Origin of the sequence: Candidatus Atelocyanobacterium thalassa isolate ALOHA (assembly GCF_000025125.1) — a bacterium.
Taxonomy (GTDB): Bacteria; Cyanobacteriota; Cyanobacteriia; order Cyanobacteriales; family Microcystaceae; genus Atelocyanobacterium; species Atelocyanobacterium thalassae.
In genome coordinates this window covers 1,371,445-1,396,601 of sequence record NC_013771.1, presented here as the reverse complement: position 1 = coordinate 1,396,601, position 25,157 = coordinate 1,371,445, and the positions used below count along the sequence as shown (strand labels likewise).

Genomic DNA, 25,157 nt, shown 5'->3' with positions numbered 1-25,157 from the left:
ATAGCCCCATTATTAACATCACATTATAAATGATAATCATCCATATTTGACATATGTGTACAATATTAAGCAAAAAAATAATTGTTTATTTCGCAAGCTGAAATTAATTATTTTCTGCCATGATTTCTTATTGTTTATTTGACAATAAAGTTATTCCAATCCTCGGCGGCATCAGACAAAGACTGCTTAACAGATTTTTTTCCTAACATCGCATATTGTAAATGCTCATAAATAATTTTCTGCAATTGATTCATATTTTTTTGTATAGGTATTAATGTTTCTGTATTTTTTAGTTGATTTGCACTGATAGTAATCGCATCAGACAAAGGAGTCGAAGATTGTAATTTTTTTTGTTCAGATGTATAAGCTTTAATCCCATCTATAGTTGAAGGCAAAACATTAGCCTGCCTTGCAAAGACTAATTGGTTATTAGTATTAGTTACAAATTCTGCAAATCTTATTGCTTCTTTTACTTTTTTAGTACTTTGAGGAATAAATAGATTCATGACCGCAACATTTTTCTTTCCAGTACTACCAGTAATCTGTGGAGCAGAACCAGAGATTGCTGCAATAGTTGGAGCATTCTTTTGAATCATTGAAAATGACTCTACACCCGTTGATATTAATGCGATTTCTCCAGACTGATATAGATCAAGAGCATGTCTATGTCCTTGTGTTAAAACTTCTGGAGGCAGCAAACCTTCTTTATACAAAAAAACCCAGTACTGAAAAGCTTTTACCCCTTCAGGTGTATTAAATCCTGCCTTTCCCTCGTCATCAATTAATGTAACTCCCATCTTAATTAAGGACTCTAAAACTTCTCCAGAATCTCCAGGTACAAAAGTAAAAAAAGTAGCATATTTTCCAGTTTCTTTTTTTATTTTAATTGCAACATTTACTAAGTCATTAAAAGTTTTTGGTGGGCTAGTTAAACCAGATTTTTCAAATAAATTTCTATTATATAAAGTAATTTGAGTAGTTAAATACCATGGTAATCCGAAAATAGAATTATCTATACTACTAGAATTTTGAATATTTGGAAGATAACTTTTCTTAATTTTTTGAGGAATATATTGATTAAAATCTAGCCAGACATTACGGTTAGCTAATTTTGCAGCGAAGCTAGAATTAAGATTAACTATATCTGGAGTAGTATTTGAAAGGACTGCTGTTAAGATTTTATTTTCCATTACCTCCCAAGGAATATCAGTCCAATGAATGGTTACATTTTCATGATTTTCTTCAAATTCTTCAATTAGATTAGTAATATATGAAGTAAACTTGGGTTCTAATTGCATTGTCCAAAATTCTAGTTTTTTGTCAGTCGCAGGAACATTGTTATAACTGCAACCAGTAATCCCGCTCACAATTAGTCCACATAATCCAAAAAATATAACTATATTTAACTTGAAAGACTTAAGCATTGTTAGATAATTGATAGAATTATAAATATTATCACCATATATGCGAAGAGAGAGATATTTAATTTTATAGATTCACTTAAAAATTAAATATTTTGACTAGATCTTCTCAATATTGAATTGTACTCATCTCTTCTTGTGAAAAATCAAAAACTCGCTTTATAGTTACTGATTTTACAATTTTAAAGACTATATAATGATGTGCAAAATAGTTTTTTATTTATACAGTATTTTGATATGGTTACTATCGAATAAAATTAACAGATTCAATTAATTATGAAATTTTAAAAAAATTATTATTTATATAAAAACTACCTAAATATTTAGATATTACTATAGAATTTTAAGGAACAATTATTATTTTTATTTGATTTAAAGGAGTAACTGAATGGAACGTACATTTATTATGATCAAACCTGATGGTGTACAGAGAAAATTAGTCAGCGAAATCATAAGTCGTTTTGAACTTAAAGGATTCACTTTGCTAGGATTAAAATTAATGTCAGTTAATAAAGAACTAGCAGAGGAGCATTATGGTATTCATAAAGAGCGTCCTTTTTTTAAAGACTTAGTTCAATTCATATGCTCTTCTCCTGTTGTGGCGATGGTATGGGAAGGTGAAGGGGTCGTCGCATCTTCCAGAAAAATAATTGGAGCCACGAATCCATTAGAAGCTGATTCAGGAACTATTCGTGGAGACTTTGGTATAAATGTGGGCCGTAATTTAATTCACGGTTCTGATGCTATTGAAACTGCTAAAGGGGAAATAAATCTCTGGTTTAATGAACAAGAGTTAATTAGTTGGGAACCCACATTAAAGAGTTGGTTATGTGAGTAAAGATTTTTGTGTTTAGTTTTTAATTTAAAATTAACCAATTAATAATTGGGCCCATTTTCAATATGGGCTTCAATCATATTTATTCAATTAATGTTTGTGTTTTTAATATAATAATTAAATATATTTTATTTTTTGATCTAAGTAATTTTTAGTTAACGCTTAACTCATTTATTTTTAATAAGCGACGCTATAATTAGGCTACATTGCTAATGTTAAATTTAAAAATCATACTAGTAATTAATCTATACAAGTCTTAAATTTTGCTTATGTGAGTTGAAAATTAGTTCTTTATAAAATTTTAAATTATTTAATATAAGTTTCTTAAATATATAAGATTTTTAACTTAAATTAAACAACTTATAGATTTTAATTTAATGACTTAACTGAATACGAATATAATTATTTTATTAAGTTACAAGCTAAAAAAGTTTTTATGAATAATTTAAAATACCGTAAATTACTTACAAAAATTTCTTTCAAAGAATTAAGCAAAATTGCTATATACGCTATACGCTTTAGTATTATAGGGGTAGGTATTGTAATAACTACAGGTGTGATACTTCCTGTTTTAAATTCTAAATATAGAACCTCTTCTTATTCGACAACATATTTCAATAATAATTTACTTTTTCGTGAAAAGTTCCTTAATAGTGACACTAAAAAATTTGCTGCAAGAGAGTTGATCAATCTTAAAAAGCAATTAGAAAGTATTAATACAAAATACCCAAATGTTGAGCCTAAAGCATGGTTTCTTGACCTAGATAGTAATACCTATGTAAATTTTAATGGTACTAAATCCATAGCTGCAGCTAGTACTATTAAAATTCCTATCTTAGTAGCTTTTTTTGAAAAGGTTGATGCCGGAGATATATCTCTTGATCAAATGATCACTATGGATAAAGAGATAATTGTTGGTGGTTCAGGGAATATGCAATATATGGAGACAGGAAAACAATTCACTGCTTTGGAAATCGCCAGAAAAATGATTATTATTAGTGATAATACAGCTACTGAGTTACTAATAAGACAAATCGGTGGAAAATTGTTTCTAAATGAACGTTTTAAAAAGTGGGGAATGAGGCAAACAGTTATTAATAATTCTTTGCCAGATTTAGATGGTACAAATAGAACTAGTCCTGAAGATTTAGCTAAACTCTTGTTAAAAATAGAAAAAGGAAATCTAATTAGCTTAAGATCGCGTGATCGCTTTTTGAATATTATGAGAGAGACAAAAACAAAAACTTTATTGCCAAAAGGATTAGAAAGAAATGCAAGTATTGCTCATAAAACTGGAGACATTGGTACTATTATCGCAGATGCAGGTATCATTGATATGCCTACAGGGAGACGTTATATTGGAGCAATTTTTGTAGAAAGAGATTATGATGATCCTGCTGGTAGAGAATTAATTCAAAATTTTTCTAAAACTATTTATCAATATTTTAAATACCATTAATTATTTACATATAATATTCCTGATACCAACTTACAAATTTTTCTAAACCCACTCTTAAGTCAGTATTAGGTTTAAATCCTATATCCTTTTCTAAATCATCTATATCTGCATAAGTTATCGGTACGTCTCCTGGCTGCATTGGCAAGTAGTTCTTAACGGCCTTACATCCTAAGCATTCTTCTAGTACTTCAATAAAGTATTCAAGATTGACTGGTTTATTATTACCAATATTATAAAGTTTATGAGGTACTTGCGATTCTAATCCATTAGTTTTAGAACTCATAGGAATCCTATCTATAACTTTTGCAATTCCTTCAACAATGTCTTCAATATATGTGAAATCTCTCTTCATATTGCCTTGATTGAAAACATTGATAGGTTGACCTGACAGTATTGATTTTGTAAATAAAAAGTACGCCATATCTGGTCTTCCCCAAGGACCATAAACTGTGAAAAAACGTAGCCCTGTTGTAGGAATATTATATAGATGACTATATGTATATGCCATCAATTCATTAGCCTTTTTTGTGGCTGCGTATAAGCTTAAGGGGTGATCGACATTATCTGAAATGGAAAAAGGAATTTTTTTATTTGCTCCATATACAGAACTGGATGATGCATATACTAAATGCTTAATATTCCCATGACGACATCCTTCTAGAATATTAATAAAACCAGTTAAATTACTATCTACATAAGTATATGGGTTTTCTATAGAATAACGGACACCAGCTTGAGCAGCTAAATGAATTACATAATCAAATTGATGTTCAGTAAATATTTGAGAAATATGCTTTTGATCAGCTATGTCTACTAGACAAAAAGTAAATTTTTTTTCAGTTTTAAGTTGATCGAGACGCGCTTTTTTAAGTGAAATTTCATAATAAGAATTTAAGTTATCAATACCAATAATAGTATTATTATTTTTTAAGAGATATTGACTTAAATGAAATCCAATGAAACCAGCCGCTCCTGTTACTAATATCTTTGCCACTTAACTAGTTTTATTTATCTTTAAATTTAATATCATTTTATTGTAACGTATGAATATAATGAATTAAGATTGATTTTTAGATAATTTATTCTTAAATATTAATTAATAAACATTGGATTATAAAAATTTAATCTTCAATATAGATTGCATATTGTTTATTTATATTAATAGTTGTATATTTTTGAAGCTAAGTTAATAAATTTTCGACTTGAAGCTACTTAGAAATAACGTCAAAAAAGAGAAAATCGTTATTTTGACTTTTTTAACTTGTTTAGACAATTTTAGCTGAGTTCTCTTTTGATCCCAATAGACATGATCAAAAATTTCATTCAGTACATAAAAACCTCTACCATTTTCAGAATCATCAGGAGGAAATTTTTTCTTGGTAGGATTTTTATGATTATTACAAGAGGTAAATCCTACTCCTTGATCAGATATGATCCACGAATATCCATCGTTGTCGTTAACAAAAAATTGAACAATAATAGATTTTGATGGATCCAGTTTATTTCCATGTTTTGCAGCATTAACAAGTGCTTCTTGCAAACCTAGCCTTATTTCTGGTTTCAATTCATCCGGGACTTCAGTTAACAACAAATCAAGAACTGGAAATAAATATAATGTTGATGTAAAAGTCATCGTACGGCTATATCGCTTTATTGATGGTAGGGAAATAGCAACCATGTACTGTTACCTCTTAAATAATATATTACGAATCTAACCTTTAACTAATTGTAATTCTCTCTCAATAGTTACTTACTTTATCTAACTTCATTTTACTAATTTTTCGAGCAATAAATCTAATAATAAATTGTTATCAATGAGAAATATTATTTAGCTAATTTTGTTTAATGTAACACCATATTAAATTATACGTCTAATTGCTACAATTGACTCTAGATGAGATGTCTGAGGGAAAAAAGTCAACTGGCTGGACCCATAAGATTTTATATAAATTCTGATAACATATCTTCTTCAAATCACGAGCTAGTGTTGAAGGCTGACAACTTATATAAATTATCAAAGGGGGACAAATTTCTCTTAATGTTTCTATAACACTATCATCGCAACCTTTTCGTGGAGGGTCTAGTAAAACAATATCAGGAAAAATATTTAATGTGGGCAATATATCTTTCACTGCACCTTGATAAAACTCTACATTGTTTATGTTATTTAATTCAGCATTAGCTTTGGCTTGTTCGATAGAATCATGACTAATTTCGATTCCAATAGCGTGGCTAATTCTTTTCGCGAGAGGCAAGGTGAAGGTACCAATTCCACAGTAAGCATCAACTATTTTTTCTTTGCCAGTTAGTATTAGGTTATCTAATAAAGAATGTAATAATGTCTCTGCACTTTGAGCGTTAACTTGAAAAAAAGTATCAGGTCTTAATTTAAAATCAATGTTGAAAAACCTTTCTTTTAAGAAAGGTTTTCCAACAATACTAAAAGTTTGATTCCCAAAAATTTTATTATTTTTTTCAGAATTTTTATTGACTAAAACTCCAACTAAGTTTGGATATCTTTCTAACCACAATTTTGCTTGTTCTTTAATTTTCGTAATATTACCAGTGGTACTAATGAGAGTTAGCAAAACTTCGCCACTGTTTTGACCAATACGCAAAGCTAGATGACGCAGATGTCCTTGATAAGTTTTCTCATTGTAAATACTCCATCCTTGCTTTTCTATGTCTACTTTAATCTCAGCCAGAAAAGAGTTTAAACGAGAATCCTGTATTGGGCATTGGTTAAGGTTGATTAGTTTATGACTATAACGCTGATAATATCCTGCATTTACATTTCCAAATTTTGAGTAGCCTAAAGGATAAGTAGCTTTGTTTCGATAACCAAATATTTGTGAAGATGACAAAATTGGTAAAACGAAGACATCTTTAAATCTGCCTATTCTTTGTAGAGATTGAATAATTTTATTTTGTTTAATATAAAGCTGATATTCAGGAGATATATGTTGCCACTGGCAACCACCACATTTATCTGCAACAATGCAACTTGGACGAATTCTGTAGGGAGAAGAGTGAATAATTTTTTTTATTTTTCCGTACGCGTATTTTTGTTTAATAAAATTTAGTTGTACTAAAACAACATCTCCAGTAACTGTATTAGGGACAAAAATAGTTTTTCCTTCGAACTTGCCTACTCCCTCTCCATCGTTATTTATATCAACTATATTTAGTTTTATAAGATTATTATTCTGTTGATTCATATACATAAACTATAATTTTTACAATTTGGTATTAAACAAAATAATAATGAAACATTAATTTTTTATCATTTTTCAAGAAGTATGTTCCGGAACATGTTTTAGTATTTTTTGGATTAAATCATACTGAGTAAAACTTTTATTTCCTTCCCAATGCTCCCAAGCTTCAATTTGTCTCATTTTTAATGCCATTTCCAAAATTGATAATCCATGACCATGAATATTAACGGGAATTTCTTCAATTTCAGATAGAGGATATTTAGATTTATTTTCCATATAGCTAGTTATTGCTTCGTTCTTCTCTATTTCAGTCGCATATTGACTGCTTATAAGTTCTATTTCTTTTGTTAAACCTTCAGGGTCGTGTACAACAACATTATTATCTTGATCAAAAAAATCGGCAAAAGAACTAGGAGGCTTCGGATTCTCGTCAACTGAACAACTAGATAATTTGTTGACTAGGCGTAATTTCACTGGTTCTGCAATACGCCAATTAAGCCTAGTTTTAAAAAAACTTATTGCTGCTAGTACTCGTTCGAAAGAACGAACTTCCAAAATCATTTTCTCATTATCAAGAAAAATAAAATATCCCAAAGAAATATTGCCATTTTCTTTAGAAATTTTATTGTAAGATTTTTCAAATCTTATTTTTTTTGCTTCTTCGGAATAAAACCAATACCAACGATCACTTGGAGAATGAAATTCTAGGCATTGTAACTTACGAAAAATATTTAAAACTGATTCTTTATTAGATATGTTGTAATAAAGCCTAACTGGTTGATAAGGTTCTCCAGTAACGTTAGTAATTAAGTTCAATCTGTCTTGTTTGGTTTCCATATCCTAAATCATAAAGTCAATAAACAAAAAATATTTCAAAGTAATTAATTTATATTTTAAGCTAAATTAGCTATTGCTAAAATTTCTTATAATTATTAAATATAAGTTTAACCTCTTGATTCTATCTTATGATTTCTCCAGGTCTAAAAAATTTAGCATTTGTTTTTAGTTGTATCTTCCTAAATCATATGGGTCATTACTTAGTTAGATCCTAAAGAAAAAAAAAGATTTAATAAAACTGTTATAAAAAACTAATTTTTTTTTAAGACTTAGCTTTAATGTTATTAAATAGGTAATCGTCTAATTTATTTAATAGCCGTGAACATCCAACGTAGTATTATCACCCTTATAGCTGGTGTTCTTATCACATTAATCAGCCTCTGGTATGGTCAGAATCATGGATTGATGCCAGTAGCCGCTTCTGAAAATGCAAAAGAAGTGGATAAATTATTTAACTTTATGATGACTATCGCTACAGGACTTTTTCTTATAGTAGAAGGTGCCTTAGTTTATAGTCTTATCAAATTTCGTCGTAAAAAAGGAGACACTAGCGATGGGCCTCATATAGAAGGAAATGTTGCCTTAGAAATAGTATGGACAGCTATTCCTACGGTGATTGTTTTCATCCTTGCTTTTTACAGTTTTCAAACTTATAACAAGCTTGGAGGACTAGATCCCGTCAATAGTAGAAATGTTCCTCCTCAACAAATAGCAATAGATAATAACGATGATCAAATAGCCTTGGGGATTGGAAAGTCATTTGGGAAAGAGGCTTTACAAGTGAATGTTCAAGCCATGCAATATGCTTGGCTATTTACATATCCAGAAACAGGTATTGTTTCTGGTGAGCTTCATGTTCCTAATAATCAGCCAGTTCAACTTAATATGACTGCTAAAGATGTACTTCATGCTTTTTGGGTACCTCAGCTGCGTTTAAAACAAGATACTATTCCAGGACGTCAAAGTATTATTTCTTTTATTCCTTCTCTTAAAGGGGATTATCCTATTGTTTGTGCAGAGTTGTGTGGTCCTTACCATGGGGGTATGAAGTCTGTTCTTCATGTTGAAGATCAAGATTCTTATGAAGAATGGATAAAATCCAATCAACCCGTTCAAGAAGCATATCTTGAAAAAACTTTAACTGTTGACGATAGTTCTTCTAATGAAAAATTCCTAACTTCTTATATTGAGAATATGGATACAGAAAAAGATACTGTAGCTGAGTTAACTCATAATTATTCTCATCAGGATTCTTAAGATTAAAATCTTAACTCGGAATTTTATTTGTAATCCTTTATCTAAGCTTAGCTTAATTTATTGATTAAAATTCTATGACAACCATCATCGAATCAACCAAAACACAACATCAACAAAGGAAATGGACCGATTACTTTACCTTTTGTACAGACCATAAGGTTATTGGAATTCAGTACCTAGTTACATCATTTCTTTTTTATTTCATAGGTGGAGCTCTTGCAGAGGTTCTTAGAACAGAATTAGCTACTCCTGAACCTGACTTTATAACTCCCTTCTTGTACAACCAAGTTTTAACTATGCATGGTACGATTATGATCTTTTTATGGATCGTACCAGCTGGGGCAGCTTTTGCTAATTATCTAATTCCCTTAATGATAGGGACTGAAGATATGGCTTTTCCTACGCTTAATGCATTAGCCTTTTGGTTAACACCACCAGGAGGTATTTTGTTACTATTAAGCTTTTTTGTTGACGGAGGAGCTGCACAAGCTGGATGGACTTCTTATCCACCTTTAAGCTTAGTTAGTGGAATATGGGGCGAAGAAATTTGGATCTTAAGTGTTCTTCTAATAGGAACTTCTTCAATTTTAGGATCTATAAATTTTCTAACTACTATATTAAAAATGCGAATCAAAGAAATGGATCTGCATAGCATGCCATTGTTTTGTTGGTCTATGCTAGCAACTTCGACTTTGATTTTATTATCTACTCCTGTGTTGGCTGCAGCATTGGTTCTTTTATCTTTTGATCTGATTGCTGGAACCAGCTTTTTTAACCCTGCAGGTGGCGGGGATCCGGTACTTTATCAACATATGTTTTGGTTCTATTCACATCCGGCAGTTTACATTATGATTTTGCCCTTTTTTGGAGTTATTTCTGATGTTTTACCTGTACATGTAAGAAAACCTATTTTTGGCTATCGAGCTATTGCTTATTCCAGTTTAGGAATTAGTTTTCTTGGTTTGATTGTTTGGGCTCACCACATGTTTACTAGTGGTATACCTGGATGGTTAAGGATGTTTTTCATGGCCGCTACAATGTTGATCGCTATTCCTACAGGCATTAAAGTATTTGGCTGGTGTGCAACAATTTGGGGAGGCAAAATAAACTTAAATACTCCTTTCCTTTTTGGATTTGGTTTTCTTACTATTTTTACGTTAGGTGGCTTGACCGGAGTAATGTTATCTGCAGTACCTTTTGACATTCACGTTCATGATACCTATTTTGTAGTAGCTCATTTCCATTATGTTCTTTTTGGAGGAGCATCTATGGGTTTATTTGCAGGCTTCTATCATTGGTTCCCAAAAATGACGGGAAGGATGTTCAATGAATTTCTTGGAAAAGCTCATTTTCTTTTATTATTCATAGGCTTGAATGTATCATTTATGCCTATGCATGAATTAGGACTATTAGGAATGAATCGTCGTATTGCATTATACGATATTCAATTTCAGCCTTTAAATGAAATTGCTACTATAGGAGCTTATATACTTGGTCTGTCAACCTTACCTTTCGTTATAAATATATTCCTAAGTTTAGCTAGTGGTGAAAAAGTTAGCCGAAATCCTTGGAGAGCATATACTTTAGAGTGGCAAACATCATCTCCTCCCGCAATTGAAAATTTTGATGGAAAACCTGTCCTATGGGCAGGACCGTACGATTACGGTTTAAATTCTGAAGAATTTGATTTTGAAAAGGTTTTTGGAGATACCCCTACTGAAACGAGTTCTAACTCTAAGTAAGTCGTATTTCTATCTTTCCAATAAAAGATAGTCTATTTTGTTCATACTTTTCATTAAATTATTTCAATATTTAATTTGTTATGCAAGGTTCAGCGATTCAAAAATCTCATGAAACGACTCATGTTCATCATGATCATAGATTATTCGGTCTAGTCCTATTTTTAATAGCGGAAAGTTCTATCTTTCTAGGATTATTTAGTGCATTTATAGTTTATAAAACTATAATGCCTATTTGGCCACCCACAGGAACACCAGAGCTGGAACTACTATTACCAGGAATTAATACTCTTATCTTAGTTTCTAGTAGTTTCGTTATGCATAAAGGGAAAGCAGCTATCAAAAGGAACGATGTTTCTGGATTAAAACTTTGGTTTGGAGTAACAGCTCTAATGGGTTTTGTATTCCTAGCAGGTCAAATGTATGAGTATTTCCACTTGGAGATGGGATTAACTACAAATTTATTTGCTAGCTGTTTTTATGTTTTAACGGGTTTTCATGGGCTGCATGTATCCTTCGGACTTTTTATGATATTAGCAGTTTTATGGCGTTCTTCTAAAGAAGGGCACTATACAAGTGAATCTCATTTTGGTGTTGAAGCAGCAGAGATTTATTGGCATTTTGTCGATGTAGTTTGGATTATTCTTTTTGTATTAGTTTACTTACTCTAAAAATCATTCAAAATCCTATCAAATGATTTTTTGTTTAAGCAGAAAATCATTTGATAGGATTTTTACTATATTTTTAATGCATCAGAAGTAGTTAAACTAAATATTATTCTTTAAAATTCGAATAAATTCTAAAGGCAGTCCATCTTGATCTTGAATAAAAGCTATTTCATAAAGTTTATCGCCAATAACCTGTTCTTTAGGTTCAAGTAAAATAATAGGGAACGAAGAATCATCAAGGTTTTCTTGAGCATATTCATATTTAGAAAAGTTGATTTTTAATTTACTCAGCCATACAGAAAGCCCTGAAGTATGATGAGTTAAATCAAAAGATATATGATAATAACCAACATGACTATTATCATAAAAAATGTTTAATTTTTTTTTAGGCTCAGGAATTTCAATTAGTTCAATCCTTCCTCCCAATCCTTCCATCCAACAAGCCAAAGTGTAGCCTATAACAAAACGGGTCTGAATAGTGAAACCTAGAATCTGATAAAAAGCTATTGCTTTATGGATGTTAGCTGTATGAATAGATACATGATGCATATTAATTTTATAAAAAAATAATTCTCAAGCTAGTTCTCTTATATGATTATCATAAATCATAAAATAACTATATAGAAAAATATCGATCATTAGAAATGTGAAATACCTCAACCATAGTTGAAACTAAGCAAATACTATTGATTCGTATCACAGATCAGGAATATTGCCTACATTTTGGTTACGTTTATAAAAAAATATATCTACATAAGAGAAATATACTAATAAGAACCAAATTAAAGATAATATATTAGATCATTGTTAATTTTGTTATGCTTCTATACGTTGTTTTACGTATAAACAACAATTTTTAGCAATAGATTTTTATGAAACCAACTTTTACATTTAATAAAATTCAATAATCTTATCCTTTTACCAATGTTCTCTACTAATCAAATAATTGTTCCATTAGATGTCTCTGACAAGAAAGCTGTAGTTAATCTTCTAGACAAACTACCTCAAGTAAGTTTTTGGAAGGTGGGACTAGAAGCATTTGTTGCTCTGGGACCAGAGATATTTAGTTTACTTAAGGATAGACAAAAAAAAATTTTTTTAGATTTAAAATTTCACGATATTCCCAACACTATCGCTGGAGCATGCAAATCTGCTAGTAATCATGGTGTAGATTTAATAACTATTCATGCAGCTGCTGGGCAAAAGGCGATGGAGGCTGCGGCCAAAGCTATTGCTTCTAGTTCTTCTACAACCAAAATCTTAGCGGTAACGCTTCTTACAAGTTTAAATTCAAAAGAATTGAATTGTGATCTGAAAATTTCAGTAGAATTAGAACAATATGCTCTGCACATGGCTTTATTAGCACAAAAATTAGGTATTGATGGAGCAGTATGTTCTCCTCATGAAGTTTCTCAAATCAGACAATTATGTGGAGAAAACTTCATATTAGTTTGTCCAGGGGTAAGACCTTCTTGGTCTCAAGTTAAAGATCAAAAAAGAATAATGCAACCTAAACAAGCTCTAGAAGCAGGTGCAGATTATTTGGTTATTGGGCGTCCAATAACCATGGCAGATAATCCAATTGAAGCATGGAACCGTATTATTAATGACATCACAATTTAAAACTTTATTTATATTAAAATCCTATTTTTTAGGTATTATTAGTGTTTTTCATGTAATTTGTATGCCTAATGGCTATGCTATTACGACAGTACAAAACTCTGATCATTTATACAGTGCGAAAAACAACAAGTATTTATCTATTAATTCAGTTAAAAAAAACTGTCCAAGAAGTTTTGAGGTCCTTATGACACAATTGCTACACGACTTGCCTAGTTATGCAAATCGTGTAGCCCAAAAATCAAGAAGGAGTAATCAAATAAATACATATAGTTATATTATCTTAGCAGGGAAGCCAGAACTAAAAGCTCTTCCGTTAAGAAGCTCTCAGTATAAATCTTTACTTCCAAATAATACAAAGCAAGCATTTTTTACCACCTTAGAACGGCATTATAGTAATAAAGAAGTTTTTCGTTTACAAAATCATTATCGAATATTTTTATCTAAAGAAGCTGATAGCTGGAGATTGATATCTCTTTCTTCAAAACTAGCTCATATAGATAATAGTAATGGATTATCATTACCTTCTCGAAATTCTATTAATAGTGCAGTTGGCCAAGGAATTCGCTTGTGGCTAAGAGATTGTCGTGTTGGTACTTTATAGCAATACATTTTTTATTACTAAACCTATTTTGGCTATAAATAATAAGATAATTATTATCTATCAGTTATAATGCGCATTAAGAGATTAAATGAAACAATTATCTTATTATTTATTTCAATAAGTTTTTGATATTATAATTTTTTATCTTTTCAGTGGATATGGATAAAAACTCTCAAGCCAAAAATTCATATGCACTAAACGTTATGGAAGAAGAACTTCAGGGCGAAGAACGAGAAGTAAAATCTCTTGGAAGCGCTTCCTTAGATGGAACTCCAATAAACCACATAATGGTAATGTCTGCGGTTGTAACAGTTTTAAATTTTATTCCTTTTTCCATTACTATCGGAGCTGGAGGAATTTTCCCTCTAAGTCAAGGTATATTCCCTCTTTTGGGTTGGATCTTAGGACCATTTGGTGGCGCAATGGCCAGCGGGATAGGAACTTTGATGGGTGTCTTTCTAGCTCCACATACTGCAGGAATACCTCCTGTTTCTATTTTTGGGGCAATAATCAGTAGTTTCGCAGCAGGTACTATGACTATTGGAAAGCACCGTCGATATTGGTGGATCGGCATGGCGGTCTTCTTCATTATTATTTTATTTTTCTATATGTTTCGTGCATTCAATAATGGAGTTCCGATCTCTATAATTATTAAAGGTTCTTTAATTGACTGGTCAGGACTATTATTTTTCGTTTTACCTACTCGTACTTTGTTTGCAAGTTGGATTCACAGCAAGAATTTATATTTATTGTCACTAGGTTTATTTTTTGGAAGCTGGACAATTAGTGGTATGTATCATTTAAGCCAAGTCTTTATTACCTACACTATATTTAATTGGCCAGAAAAAGTTTGGGTATTTTTGATTCCAGTAATGCCTTTAGAAAATTTAGTTCGTTCTTTAGTGGGAACTTTTATAGGTATTCGTGTCATTTATGGATTACGAGCTATCAGTATTGTTAAACCTCAATCAGCAATCTATTAACCATTATGGAAATAATAGCCAGTTTAGATAAGGTTTCTTATGTTTATCCTAATTCGACAAAACCCGTCCTTAAAAATATTTCTTTAAATATTCAGAAAGGAGAGTTTTTAGGAATTATAGGTCCTACCGGATCCGGAAAAACAACATTATGTCTAACACTAAATGGAATAATTCCACAGTTTTATGGGGGACGCTTTTTCGGATATATCAAAGTAGCAGGATTAGACACTCTAAAATATCCAGTAAGCTATTTATCTCGCTATATAGGTTCTGTCTTTGAGGATCCAGAAACTCAGTTAGTATCAACTTCAGTTATTAATGAAATAGCATTTGCATTAGAAAATTTATGTATTAAGCGTGAAGAAATTATCACTTGTATTTCATCTGCTTTAACGGCAGTTAGATTAGAAGGGATGGAAAACAAACACCCTCAGGAATTATCAGGGGGACAAAAACAACGTTTGGCAATTGCTGCAGCAATTGCTTTAAAGCCGAAACTATTAATACTAGATGAACCAACTTCACAGCTTGATCCCGTAGGTTCTCAAGAAGTTTTTTCTGTTGTTAAAGAATTGAATAAAGAATTAGGAATAACAATTGTAATGGTATCTCATGCATCAGAAGAAATGGCTCAGTTTAGCGATCGCTTAGCTTTGCTATCTCATGGAGAAATAATTGAGATAGGATCTCCACAAGAGATATATACAAAAATTCCTTTAATAGAGTCTCACGATCTACGTCCTCCACAAGTAGCTAAAATATTCTACGATATTAAAGCGAAAGGAATTAATTTATCTAAAATTCCTGTTACGTTGGAACAAGGAATTAGAATCTTAAAAAAGATAAAAAGCAATATTACAATACCAACTACTGTCAAAAAAAATCATAAAACACTCAAAAAAAATTTAGTACGCTTATTATCTGCAAAAGATTTAACTTATTATTATAAGAATAAGTTAAAGGCATTAAATCAAGTATCTCTTGATATTTTTTCAGGAGAGTATGTTTTAATTGCTGGTCAAAATGGCTCAGGAAAAAGTACTTTAGTTAAGCATTTCTTAAATCTTTTACAACCCACACAGGGAACTGTACAAATAAAAAACAAGAATGCGAAAATTTTATCTATCAGTGATATATCTAAAATTATTGGATATGTAGGACAAAATCCTGACAACCAAATTTTCAACATGACAGTAGAAGATGAAGTAGCTTTTGCCTTAAATGATTTAGGTTATGATAAAAGTCAAATTAAAAATAAAGTTTATGTAATCTTAGAAGAACTTGGTTTACTAGGGTTTCTTCAATCTCATCCTTTTTCATTAGCTAAAGGTGATCGTGCACGAATCGTTATTGCTGCAATTTTAGCTATGGAACCAGAAATAATTATTTTTGATGAACCTACAACTGGTCAAGATTACAAAGGTGCTTGTTCAATCCTGGATATTACTCGTAAATTACATGAAGCCGGAAAAACTATTATAGTCATAACCCATCATCTGTATCTGATGTCAAACTATGCTGAGAGGGTTATTCTTATGAAAGAAGGGAAAATTATACTAGATACTTCCATCAATGAAGCCTATCATGACCTAGAACTATTAAAGTCTACTTATCTTTTTCCGCCTCAAGCAGTTTTCTTGATGCAAGAAATAAATCGAAATATAGACAATAAATATCTTGCTTTAACACCTGATGAAATAGTAGATTGCTTTAATTATCATGAAATTTGAAACAGTTAATAAAAAATCGTTTTTTACTTACTTAGATTTTAGAACCAAATTATTGATGATTATAGTTGTTACTATAATTACATTCCTTTGGGAAAGCCCTTTTACTGAGGGTTTATTAAGTTTAGTTATCGGATATGGTTGTATTTTAGCTGGAATACAGCTAAATTATTTTAAAAAAATATTTATGTTCATGATACCTTTTCACTCCTTTATATTAATTGTTACAGGATTTTTTTATATTGATCAGATAAAAGTCTTGTTAAATATAAATGATTTAACTCCTATTTTTATTTTACCTAGTAGCTGGTTCTGGATTGGAGGGCTGACAATGAATTATGAAGGTATACTTTATGGACTTAACATAATATTTAAGACCTTAAATATGGTTTTAATAATTCCATTAGGGATTTTTACTACTGATGTCAACGACATGGTTATAGGAATGGTAAAAATGAAAATACCATATAAGATTGTTTTTATTTTTTCCTCTACCTTGAGATTCTTCCCCCTCTTAGTTGAAGAAATACAATCTATCTTAGAAGCTCAGAAGTTAAGAGGGTTGGCTTTAAATAAAGTTAGCTTTAAAAAAAAAGCTATAATTTACTTAAATCTTGCTGTGTCTCTAATTCTCAATTCCATGGCTAAAACGAATCAAATAGAAATTGTATTGCAATCTAAATCATTTTCGGGGAGCTCTAACAGAACTTATTTACATGAATCATCATTCAATAATTTTGATTACCTAACTATAAGCTTTTTGATAACCTTTTTAATGTCCGTTATATTTGTATATTTTTGGTATGGAATTGGTGAATTTTCTTGGTTAGTGAATAGTAATTAATAATACTTTAATTTATTATTTCATTAATAATGTTTTACTTAATAAATATATCTTTTGTACATATCTACTAAAGATGTTTGAGCTAAGTTCCTAACTTAAATAAATAACCTAACAAAATTTCATTATTAATTTTTATGAGCTTTTTACGTATACCCTCTGATACTTTAGAAGAAATTAAAGAAAGAGCTAATATATATGAAGTTATTTCTGAGCATGTTGTATTAAAAAAAAGAGGGAAAAATTACGTCGGCCTATGTCCTTTTCATAATGAAAAAACTCCTAGTTTTTCAGTTAATCCTGACAAACAGTTATTTTATTGTTTTGGATGTGGAGCAGGGGGTAATGCTATTAAATTTTTAATGGAACTTAAAAAAGAACCTTTTCATCAAGTTGTACTTGAATTAGCTAAGCAATATAAAATTCCTATTAAAGAGTTAGAATCAGAAAATACTAAAACATTACAAGAAAAAATTTCCCTTCAAGACCAGCTTTATGAAATTTTAGCAACATCAGCAAATTACTATGAACATTTGCTACATGAGCCATCAGGAACCCAAGCTTTAGATTATCTAATTAATAAAAGACGATTAAAATTAGAAACCATATCAAAATTTAATATAGGATATTCTCCAGAAGGCTGGGAAACCTTATATTCTTATTTGGTAGAATATAAAAAATATTCTACTGATCTTCTTGAACAAACAGGAATGATTAAGCGAAGAAATAAGGGTAACGGTTATTATGATACGTTCCGTGGACGAATAATGATTCCTATCAAGGATGTTCAAGGACGTATTGTTGCTTTTGGAGGAAGAAGTCTAAATAATCAGGAACCAAAATATTTAAATTCTCCTGAGACTGCTCTCTTTAGTAAAAGTAAAATTCTATTTGCTTTAGACCAATCTTATAAAAATATACGCAATTTAGATCAAGCTATTGTTGTTGAAGGATATTTTGATGTAATTTCACTTCATGAGGCAGGTATCAACAATACAGTAGCTTCATTAGGTACTACTTTTAGTAAAGCTCAGCTTAGAAAGTTATTGAGATATACAGATTCAAAACAAATTGTTTTTAACTTTGATGCTGATAATGCAGGAATTAAAGCTACACAAAGGATGATCACTGAAATAGAATCTTTAGTCTATTCAGGACAAGTTCAGTTAAAAATTTTAAATCTTCCTAATGGAAAAGATGCTGATGAATTTATACAATTTAATCAAAATAGTACAGAGCAATATTATGAATTAATCAGCAATGCTCCATTATGGTTTAGTTGGCAAATTCAACAAATTTTATTAAATAAAGATTTAAAAAGGGCTGACCATTTTGAAAAAATTGTGAAAGAAATGATAGATTTACTGTCTAAACTGTCTGATTATAATAAGCGAGAATACTATATTAGACACTGTTCGGAAGTTTTGTCGCAGGGGGATGCAAGACTAATTCCAATATATCTTAAAAATTTTCAGTTGCAACTGGCTAAGCCAATAGCTAAACAGACCAACAATGAAAAATCCGGAAAGTTTACAAAAGTAAATATACTTCTTGAAGATCAATTATTGAAAGAAGCAGAGAATAATTTATTAAAAGTTTATCTTCGTTATCCTGAATATCGTTCTCAAATATCCAAAGATCTTGAGTCTAAAAACTTATTTTTCAGTGTGCAAGAACATCGTGTAATATGGGCGGAAATATTAGAATTTGAAGATAACCATCAGTATGATGAAAAAATAGATAAGTACCAGCTCATTTATAAACTTCAAGAAACTATTTGGGATTCATCTCTAACTGAAATATGTATTAATCAAATATTAAATTTTAGTGAACTAGAACAACATGAAGATAATGACATTGAACGCTTAGACTTAATCATAAAAGCATCTCTAATATTCCTTGAAAAAGCTAGTTTAAAAAAATACTGTTATTATTGTAAAACCAAATATCAAATGATTGATAAAAACAAAGACTTAGTTAATTTTGAATATTATTTAAATGAATATATTGCGAGTAAACAAAAAATATTACTGTTACAGTCATTGCAGAGTTGTTCACAGTTAAATATCAAAGATAGTGCAAATTAATTTAAATTGAATTAACCTTTTCATTAACATATACTTAATTAGCAAAATAGTGAAATATTTAATCATTACTATAAGTTTAAGTATTGACTAAAGGTTTAAAAATGATTTGGATAAAAAATTTCCAACTTTTGACTTTCTAGTATAAGAAATAAGAATAAAATTATTGAGCAATATTAAGAATTAATCATTTAGAAAATATCGTTAATATTGAAAGTAAATTTTTCCTATCAAAATTATATATGTGGGATATATTTTCACTAAATACTATTGCACTTTTAATTAATAGATATGGCTAATAAAACTGTAATTTATTTATCTGTCTCAGTAACTCTCCAACTTAATTTTAAATTAAACCAAAAATTCCATAAAGTTACACCAATAATTGCAAAAAAATTAGCAAAATAACGATTAAAGTTAAATGTATTAAAAAACAAGTTTAGTAAAAAAATGTTTAAGGTTAAACCTGTTAAACAAATAATATTAAATTTTACAAATCTTCTAATTCTCAAACGTTTGCCTGGTTGCAAATAAGTAATATCTCTAAACGTCCAGAAATCATTCCATATAAAATTATTAATAATTGCTAACTCTGCAGCAACAATTTTACTACGAGTTAAAGGTAATCCTAGAGTGTTATTATCGCTTAACATATATAAAATACCCATGTCTACGATCATTCCACCTAATCCTACTAAGCAAAATTGAAAAAAACGTGTTGATAGAGATAAACGAAGTCTTACAAGATGTTGAAGATACTGAATGTATTGTTTCCAAGTAACTTTACTTTCCCCGATTTGACGTTCTCTAAAAACATAACCTCTTTCAGATAACCAATTTATTTTCCCTCTTGCTGTAACTTCAATTAAGATTTTATAACCCACAGGATTTAGAGCTTTATCAATGATAGATTTGCGTCGTACCATAAAATAACCACTCATAGGATCAGAAAGGCGACCTATTACTTCAGGTAATAGCATCAGACCTAACATTTGTGCACCTCGAGATAAAAATCGACGAGCTACGCTCCATTCACTAACTCCACCCCCTTCAACATGTCTACTGGCAACTGCAAGATCTGCACCACTTTTCATGTCCTGAAGAAGTTTTAGTAACACTTCTGGAGGATGTTGTAGATCAGCATCAATAACTCCTAAGATTTCTCCTTTAGCTGCTTGCCATCCTCGTATAACTGCAGTAGAAAGACCTTTCTCACGTATTCTACGCATAACACGTAAGTGGGGATAATTAGATGTTAATTGTAAAGCTACTTGCCAAGTATGATCTGGGCTATCATCATCAACTACTATTAATTCGTAGTTATTAGGTGCAACTTTATCTAGTAAATTACTTAAAATCTTAATAATATTTTGAATATTTTCTGCTTCGTTATAAGTAGGCAGTACCAAAGAAAATTCAAGAGAATTTTCTTTATTATTATTATCATTTCCTGAAAGATCTAAAATCTTAAAAATACCTGAAGGAACAGGTAATAGAGATTTATTCATTAGTCGTTAACTATAAAAATTCGTTTTTTGTTATCGTATTGGATCTGTCCCATATAAATCTACCATAAATCTTTCTATAAAGATTAATATTGACATAAAATAAAACAGAAAAATTATAATTTTGATAAAAATTTTATACATCTTTAAATTAAAGATAATATTTTTTATTAAGATGAAATAGGATATTATATTTTGGTAAAAAAATAGATTATAAAAAAATCAATTAAGCACAATAATTTATAACTTAAATATCTAAAAATATACGTGATTTTTACTCTTACAAGCATTACATCCTGCAAATAATAACTACAAAGTATATGTTGTAATATTACTCTTAAATCTACTAAAACGTATATCTTAAGTTTTGTAATTCAAACTAAATTTTTCAATCAATAACGACAGTTACTCATATTTGTTTTTATTGTCATGACAATATATTGAAGTCAATACGATATAATTTTATTACTATCTAAAAAACTATATATTCTTTAAATTTTTTTAAAGAATAAAAAGTATAGTATGAAAGAAGATACAAAAAATGTTTTGTTAAAAGTAAAAAAAAGAAGAGAAGTGTTGATCGGTAAGATTTTAAATTAGAAAGGTTAATTGAGTGAGAAAACCATTGATTTTGGGTATTAGCGGAGCTTCTGGTTTAATTTATAGTGTTCGTATTTTAAAATTTCTTCTCGAAGCAAACTACACAGTTGATATTGTAGCTTCTAAGGCTACTTATTTAGTTTGGCAAGCAGAAGAAAAAATTAAAATGCCTATAGAACCTGATTTGCAAGCACAATTTTGGCGTAATCAGGCAGGAGTAGCAAAAGCAGGAGAATTGAAGTGTCATCGATGGACAGATATTGGAGCAAGTATAGCAAGCGGATCTTTTCATACTTTAGGCATGATTATCATACCTTGTAGTATGAGCACTATTGCAAAACTATCTTCAGGGTTAAGTTCAGATTTACTAGAAAGAGCAGCTGATGTTCAATTAAAAGAGGGACGTCCTCTAGTGGTAGTTCCTCGTGAAACTCCTTTGAGCTTAATACATCTACGTAATCTAGTAACTTTAGCAGAGGTAGGGGTAAAAATAGTTCCTGCAATTCCAGCTTGGTATCATAAACCTCAAACTATAGAGGATTTAGTAGATTTTGTTATAGTTCGTGTGCTAGATCAATTAAATATTGATTGTATTCCTATAAATCGTTGGAAAGGATATTCTGATATTTAGTAAAAAACTAATGTTTAAAACTAAACCATAAACAAAAATAAGGCTTATTACACTGTATGTTTTATTAATCAAATTACCTAATGTTTTCATGAAGAAATTTGATTAACTATATACTTACCAATTTCTAAAGAAGCTGTTGCAGCGGGAGAAGGAGCATTGCAAACATGTAGTGAGTTTTTATTTTGGATAATTAAAAAATCATCTACTAAACTACCATTATCTTTAAGAGCTTGTGCCCTTACTCCAGCTTGACAGCTAATTACATCGTTTATAGTAACCTCTGGAATTAACTGCTGTAGACTTTTTACAAAAGCAATTTTACTAAAAGAACGAATAATTTCTTTCATACCTTCATTTGTATGTTTTTGAATTAGCTTCCAAAATCCTTTATAGGTCACTATCTCAAAAAATTCTTTAAGATCAAAATCAGTTTTTTTATATCCTTCCCTTTTTAGACTCAAAACTGCATTAGGTCCAGCATGTACACTACCATCAATCATACGAGTAAAATGAACACCCAGAAAAGGGAATTCAGGATTAGGGACTGGGTAGATAAGACTATTGACTAAGTAGTTTTTTTCAGATTTAAGCTTATAGTATTCACCACGAAAAGGAATAATTTGAGCCGGAGGTTTAAATCCATCTAGTCTAGTAATAAAGTCACTATATAGTCCAGAACAATTAATCATAAATTTTGTTTCTATTGTTCCTTGTGTAGTTTCTAAAACCTTACTCTTCTCTGTATTTTTAATACCTATCACTCTTGTATTAAGCTTTAATTCACCACCTTGTTCTTGAATTAAGTCCATGTACTTTTGGCAAATTTTTGTATAGTCAGTGATACCTGCTTTTCGAACTCTAATACCCTCTAAGCACTTTACATGAGGTTCTTGTTCTTTAATTTCTTCAGCCGAAGCTTTTTCCACATCTAGATTATTCTCTAGTCCCTGTTGATATAAATTTTGTAGTAATGGTAGTTCACTTTCTTTAGTAGCAACAATAAATTTGCCACATACTTCATAAGGAAGGTCATATGCTTTACAAAATTCTACGATTGATTCATTTCCTTTACGGGTAAATTCTGCTTTAAAACTATTGGGTTTGTAATAGATTCCAGAATGTATTACTCCGCTATTATGCCCTGTTTGATGAGAAGCAATTTTATTTTCTTTTTCTACAATTAAAATAGATGCATTAGGAAAACGCTTTCCTAAATTCATACCGACGGAAAGTCCAACGATACCTCCGCCAATAATTACGAAATCATACATAATTTTCAAATTGAAATCTAGACGAGAAATTATGATAACACTACTTTTGACTTTTAAAGCCTATTATCTATAATTCAAAACTTTTTTAAAAGGTTATTGATTACTTGAAAGATACTAGCTTTCTATTTCAGATTTCATCTTTTTCAAGGTTACATTCATTTGATCAAACATTTGCTGCGGGGTTACTCCAAACTGTCCAAGTTGGGTTTTTAACTGTTGAATAGTTATTTGAGCCATGAAATCTTCAGATAGTTCAAAACGTTTCATGAAAATTTTGTATCGTTCCATAAGTGATTCCATTTGCTCAATAAAAATTTTTTTCCCTTTACGATCAAACTTTCCATATTCGCTTCCTAATTGCGTCAATGATTGATAATCTTCAAATAATTGTTTAGCTTCTTTCTGGACGATTTCCGAATCATAAAATCCCATATTTATTTTCCTTATGATTTAAACGTAAACCAATTGGATTAATAGTTGCACATTAACTAGTTGATACTGGTTTATATCATTATTGTACTTTATACTAACATTGTAGAAGAGTTGAAAGTCATAGGAAACTACGGTTTACCGTATCGTAAATAAATTTAATAAATAACTTTATAAACTCAAGTCTTTCAAATAATCTATTTCGTCCACAATAATGATATAGTATGATATCGTAAATTTAAAAAATCTTAAAATCAAGACCCCAATGCAACGATTGGAAAAATTACTTACTCAACCCAAAAACCGTAAAGTTGGTATTACCCTAGCTTTACTATCTACCGTAGTACCCTGGCCTATTGCTGGAGTACATAAATTTTACTTGGGACAGCCTGTTTGGGGAGTTATGTACTTTTTATTATGGAATACTCCTATTCCTAGTATTGCATGTGCAATTGATGCAATGTGGTATTTCGTACAAGGGGAGGAGCAATTTAATAATCAGTTCAATAATTTACCTGTTTTAGAGCCTGCTAAAGTGAAACCTAAACCCCTTGGTATAGCCTCTGATAAACAGCAAATCAGGAAAGTCGAGCCGTTACAAATTGATATGGTATCTGGAGGATTAAGAGAATTAGACAAATTAAGAGAAGAAGGATTAATCACTGATTATGAATTTGAGCAAAAACGTCGACAATTATTAGATAGGATTAATTAGATTTCCTGATTATAAAGTATGTAATCTAGAATACTTTATAGAAAATTAAATATAAATAGAATTTATATTTAAAATACAAATTATTTTTTATTATGATATTTTCTTTTTTAGCTAATAAATTAAACTCTCAAAAAAAGAGTCTTCGAGAACGTATTAAAAATGATCCATATCATCGCTTTAATTCTCTTGAAGAAATATCTATTGCAACAGAGTTAGGAGTTAAAATTGAAATTGACAAAGCTAGTGTTGACGATTTATTGAGACTACCTGGAATATCAATTCATCAAGCTCGTAGCTTAGTAGAATTGATTAATTCAGGAGTAGAAATTTTATCCGTAGAAGATATGTCAGCTGCATTAAAAATTCCTCTTCAACGTCTTAAGCCTTTAGAAAAGATTCTAGCTTTTTCTTATTACGATCCTGAAAGTGCGTTAATCCCACAAAGAATCAATATAAATTTTGCAACGCTAGAAGAACTTAAAGGAATTAGTCCTATCAGTGATTTAATGGCAAAAGAGATTGTAGAACATCGATTAACGAAAGGTAATTTTAAAGATTTAGCTGATCTGCAGAAAAAGTTAAAAATAAACGGGAAGCTTGCATCAGAAATTATGCATTATTTATATTTCTAGCTTTGATAATTGTCAAATTTTCCGTATTAAAGTCTATTTTTAGGTAGACGAATTATGAGTTGGATTTCAAATATTTAAAAAAAT

General features: G+C 30.2%; 22 protein-coding genes and 1 pseudogene. 14 read left to right on the top strand and 9 right to left on the bottom strand.

Annotation, left to right across the window (positions count from 1 at the left end; all coding sequences use genetic code 11):
- Positions 1 to 134 precede the first annotated feature (134 nt).
- Positions 135 to 1,424 carry an ABC transporter substrate-binding protein gene (locus UCYN_RS05835; RefSeq protein WP_012954592.1) on the bottom strand — a complete coding sequence of 430 codons (1,290 nt, stop codon included), beginning with the start codon at positions 1,422 to 1,424 and terminating at the stop codon, positions 135 to 137.
- A 385-nt stretch (positions 1,425 to 1,809) separates the two neighbouring features.
- Here UCYN_RS05835 and ndk point away from each other — a divergent pair, with 385 nt between their 5' ends.
- Both ndk and UCYN_RS05825 read left to right on the top strand, forming a co-directional pair.
- Positions 1,810 to 2,259, top strand: a complete 450-nt coding sequence (ndk, locus tag UCYN_RS05830) for a nucleoside-diphosphate kinase (RefSeq protein ID WP_012954591.1) — start codon at positions 1,810 to 1,812, stop codon at positions 2,257 to 2,259.
- A gap of 433 nt (positions 2,260 to 2,692) precedes the next feature.
- Complete coding sequence (locus UCYN_RS05825; protein WP_012954590.1) at positions 2,693 to 3,715, top strand: serine hydrolase; 1,023 nt, start codon at positions 2,693 to 2,695, stop codon at positions 3,713 to 3,715.
- Between the two features lie 4 nt (positions 3,716 to 3,719).
- Here UCYN_RS05825 and UCYN_RS05820 read toward each other — a convergent pair whose 3' ends face one another.
- The 4 genes and pseudogenes from UCYN_RS05820 to UCYN_RS05805 all read right to left on the bottom strand — a co-directional run bounded on the left by UCYN_RS05820 (position 3,720) and on the right by UCYN_RS05805 (position 7,767).
- Positions 3,720 to 4,709, bottom strand: coding sequence for an NAD-dependent epimerase (locus UCYN_RS05820; protein ID WP_012954589.1), 990 nt, complete (start codon positions 4,707 to 4,709; stop codon positions 3,720 to 3,722).
- Between the two features lie 192 nt (positions 4,710 to 4,901).
- The gene (locus UCYN_RS05815) at positions 4,902 to 5,348 is read right to left on the bottom strand and encodes an ATP-binding protein (protein ID WP_012954588.1); all 447 of its coding nucleotides are present in this window, start codon (positions 5,346 to 5,348) and stop codon (positions 4,902 to 4,904) included.
- Positions 5,349 to 5,573: 225 nt separating this feature from the next.
- Positions 5,574 to 6,933, bottom strand: a pseudogene (gene rlmD, locus UCYN_RS05810) (23S rRNA (uracil(1939)-C(5))-methyltransferase RlmD).
- A gap of 72 nt (positions 6,934 to 7,005) precedes the next feature.
- Positions 7,006 to 7,767 (bottom strand): hypothetical protein, encoded by a 762-nt coding sequence (locus UCYN_RS05805; protein ID WP_012954586.1) that lies wholly within the window; start codon positions 7,765 to 7,767, stop codon positions 7,006 to 7,008.
- A gap of 318 nt (positions 7,768 to 8,085) precedes the next feature.
- Between UCYN_RS05805 and coxB the strand changes: the two genes are divergently transcribed.
- The 3 genes from coxB (at position 8,086) to UCYN_RS05790 (ending at position 11,434) form a co-directional block, all read left to right on the top strand.
- Positions 8,086 to 9,024, top strand: a complete 939-nt coding sequence (coxB, locus tag UCYN_RS05800; protein WP_041487788.1) for a cytochrome c oxidase subunit II — start codon at positions 8,086 to 8,088, stop codon at positions 9,022 to 9,024.
- Between the two features lie 74 nt (positions 9,025 to 9,098).
- Positions 9,099 to 10,766: a cytochrome c oxidase subunit I gene (ctaD, locus tag UCYN_RS05795; RefSeq protein WP_012954584.1), complete on the top strand. Its 1,668-nt coding sequence runs from the start codon at positions 9,099 to 9,101 to the stop codon at positions 10,764 to 10,766.
- An 80-nt stretch (positions 10,767 to 10,846) separates the two neighbouring features.
- Positions 10,847 to 11,434, top strand: a complete 588-nt coding sequence (locus tag UCYN_RS05790; protein ID WP_012954583.1) for a cytochrome c oxidase subunit 3 — start codon at positions 10,847 to 10,849, stop codon at positions 11,432 to 11,434.
- Positions 11,435 to 11,530: 96 nt separating this feature from the next.
- On the opposite strand, the gene UCYN_RS05785 is transcribed toward UCYN_RS05790, so the two are convergent.
- Complete coding sequence (locus tag UCYN_RS05785) at positions 11,531 to 11,980, bottom strand: VOC family protein (RefSeq protein WP_012954582.1); 450 nt, start codon at positions 11,978 to 11,980, stop codon at positions 11,531 to 11,533.
- A 375-nt stretch (positions 11,981 to 12,355) separates the two neighbouring features.
- Between UCYN_RS05785 and pyrF the strand changes: the two genes are divergently transcribed.
- From pyrF to dnaG, 6 genes are all read left to right on the top strand, one after another.
- Positions 12,356 to 13,054, top strand: coding sequence for an orotidine-5'-phosphate decarboxylase (gene pyrF, locus UCYN_RS05780; protein ID WP_012954581.1), 699 nt, complete (start codon positions 12,356 to 12,358; stop codon positions 13,052 to 13,054).
- Entirely contained in the window at positions 13,038 to 13,655 is a 618-nt protein-coding gene (locus tag UCYN_RS05775) for a hypothetical protein (RefSeq protein ID WP_012954580.1), read from the top strand. The genes pyrF and UCYN_RS05775 overlap by 17 nt, the downstream gene beginning before the upstream one ends.
- 203 nt (positions 13,656 to 13,858) lie before the next feature.
- Positions 13,859 to 14,638, top strand: a complete 780-nt coding sequence (locus UCYN_RS05770) for a hypothetical protein (RefSeq protein WP_041487892.1) — start codon at positions 13,859 to 13,861, stop codon at positions 14,636 to 14,638.
- A gap of 5 nt (positions 14,639 to 14,643) precedes the next feature.
- Positions 14,644 to 16,368, top strand: a complete 1,725-nt coding sequence (locus tag UCYN_RS05765) for an ABC transporter ATP-binding protein (protein WP_012954578.1) — start codon at positions 14,644 to 14,646, stop codon at positions 16,366 to 16,368.
- Positions 16,358 to 17,209 carry an energy-coupling factor transporter transmembrane component T family protein gene (locus UCYN_RS05760; protein ID WP_012954577.1) on the top strand — a complete coding sequence of 284 codons (852 nt, stop codon included), beginning with the start codon at positions 16,358 to 16,360 and terminating at the stop codon, positions 17,207 to 17,209. Before UCYN_RS05765 ends, UCYN_RS05760 begins: the two co-directional genes overlap by 11 nt.
- A gap of 134 nt (positions 17,210 to 17,343) precedes the next feature.
- A complete protein-coding gene (gene dnaG, locus UCYN_RS05755; protein WP_012954576.1) occupies positions 17,344 to 19,293 on the top strand; it encodes a DNA primase in 1,950 nt (649 codons plus the stop codon).
- A gap of 308 nt (positions 19,294 to 19,601) precedes the next feature.
- Here the strand turns inward: dnaG and UCYN_RS05750 are convergent, their stop codons facing one another.
- Complete coding sequence (locus tag UCYN_RS05750) at positions 19,602 to 20,798, bottom strand: glycosyltransferase (protein ID WP_012954575.1); 1,197 nt, start codon at positions 20,796 to 20,798, stop codon at positions 19,602 to 19,604.
- Between the two features lie 610 nt (positions 20,799 to 21,408).
- Here UCYN_RS05750 and UCYN_RS05745 point away from each other — a divergent pair.
- On the top strand, positions 21,409 to 22,026 hold the full coding sequence (locus UCYN_RS05745; RefSeq protein WP_012954574.1) for a flavin prenyltransferase UbiX: 618 nt from the start codon (positions 21,409 to 21,411) through the stop codon (positions 22,024 to 22,026).
- Between the two features lie 86 nt (positions 22,027 to 22,112).
- On the opposite strand, the gene lhgO is transcribed toward UCYN_RS05745, so the two are convergent.
- Positions 22,113 to 23,297 (bottom strand): L-2-hydroxyglutarate oxidase, encoded by a 1,185-nt coding sequence (gene lhgO, locus UCYN_RS05740; RefSeq protein WP_012954573.1) that lies wholly within the window; start codon positions 23,295 to 23,297, stop codon positions 22,113 to 22,115.
- Positions 23,298 to 23,411: 114 nt separating this feature from the next.
- Positions 23,412 to 23,729: a DUF1825 family protein gene (locus UCYN_RS05735; protein ID WP_012954572.1), complete on the bottom strand. Its 318-nt coding sequence runs from the start codon at positions 23,727 to 23,729 to the stop codon at positions 23,412 to 23,414.
- A 262-nt stretch (positions 23,730 to 23,991) separates the two neighbouring features.
- On the opposite strand from UCYN_RS05735, the gene UCYN_RS05730 reads away from it, so the two are divergent.
- On the top strand, positions 23,992 to 24,441 hold the full coding sequence (locus UCYN_RS05730; RefSeq protein WP_012954571.1) for an NINE protein: 450 nt from the start codon (positions 23,992 to 23,994) through the stop codon (positions 24,439 to 24,441).
- Positions 24,442 to 24,533: 92 nt separating this feature from the next.
- Positions 24,534 to 25,073 carry a ComEA family DNA-binding protein gene (locus tag UCYN_RS05725; protein ID WP_012954570.1) on the top strand — a complete coding sequence of 180 codons (540 nt, stop codon included), beginning with the start codon at positions 24,534 to 24,536 and terminating at the stop codon, positions 25,071 to 25,073.
- The last annotated feature ends 84 nt before the right edge of the window (positions 25,074 to 25,157 follow it).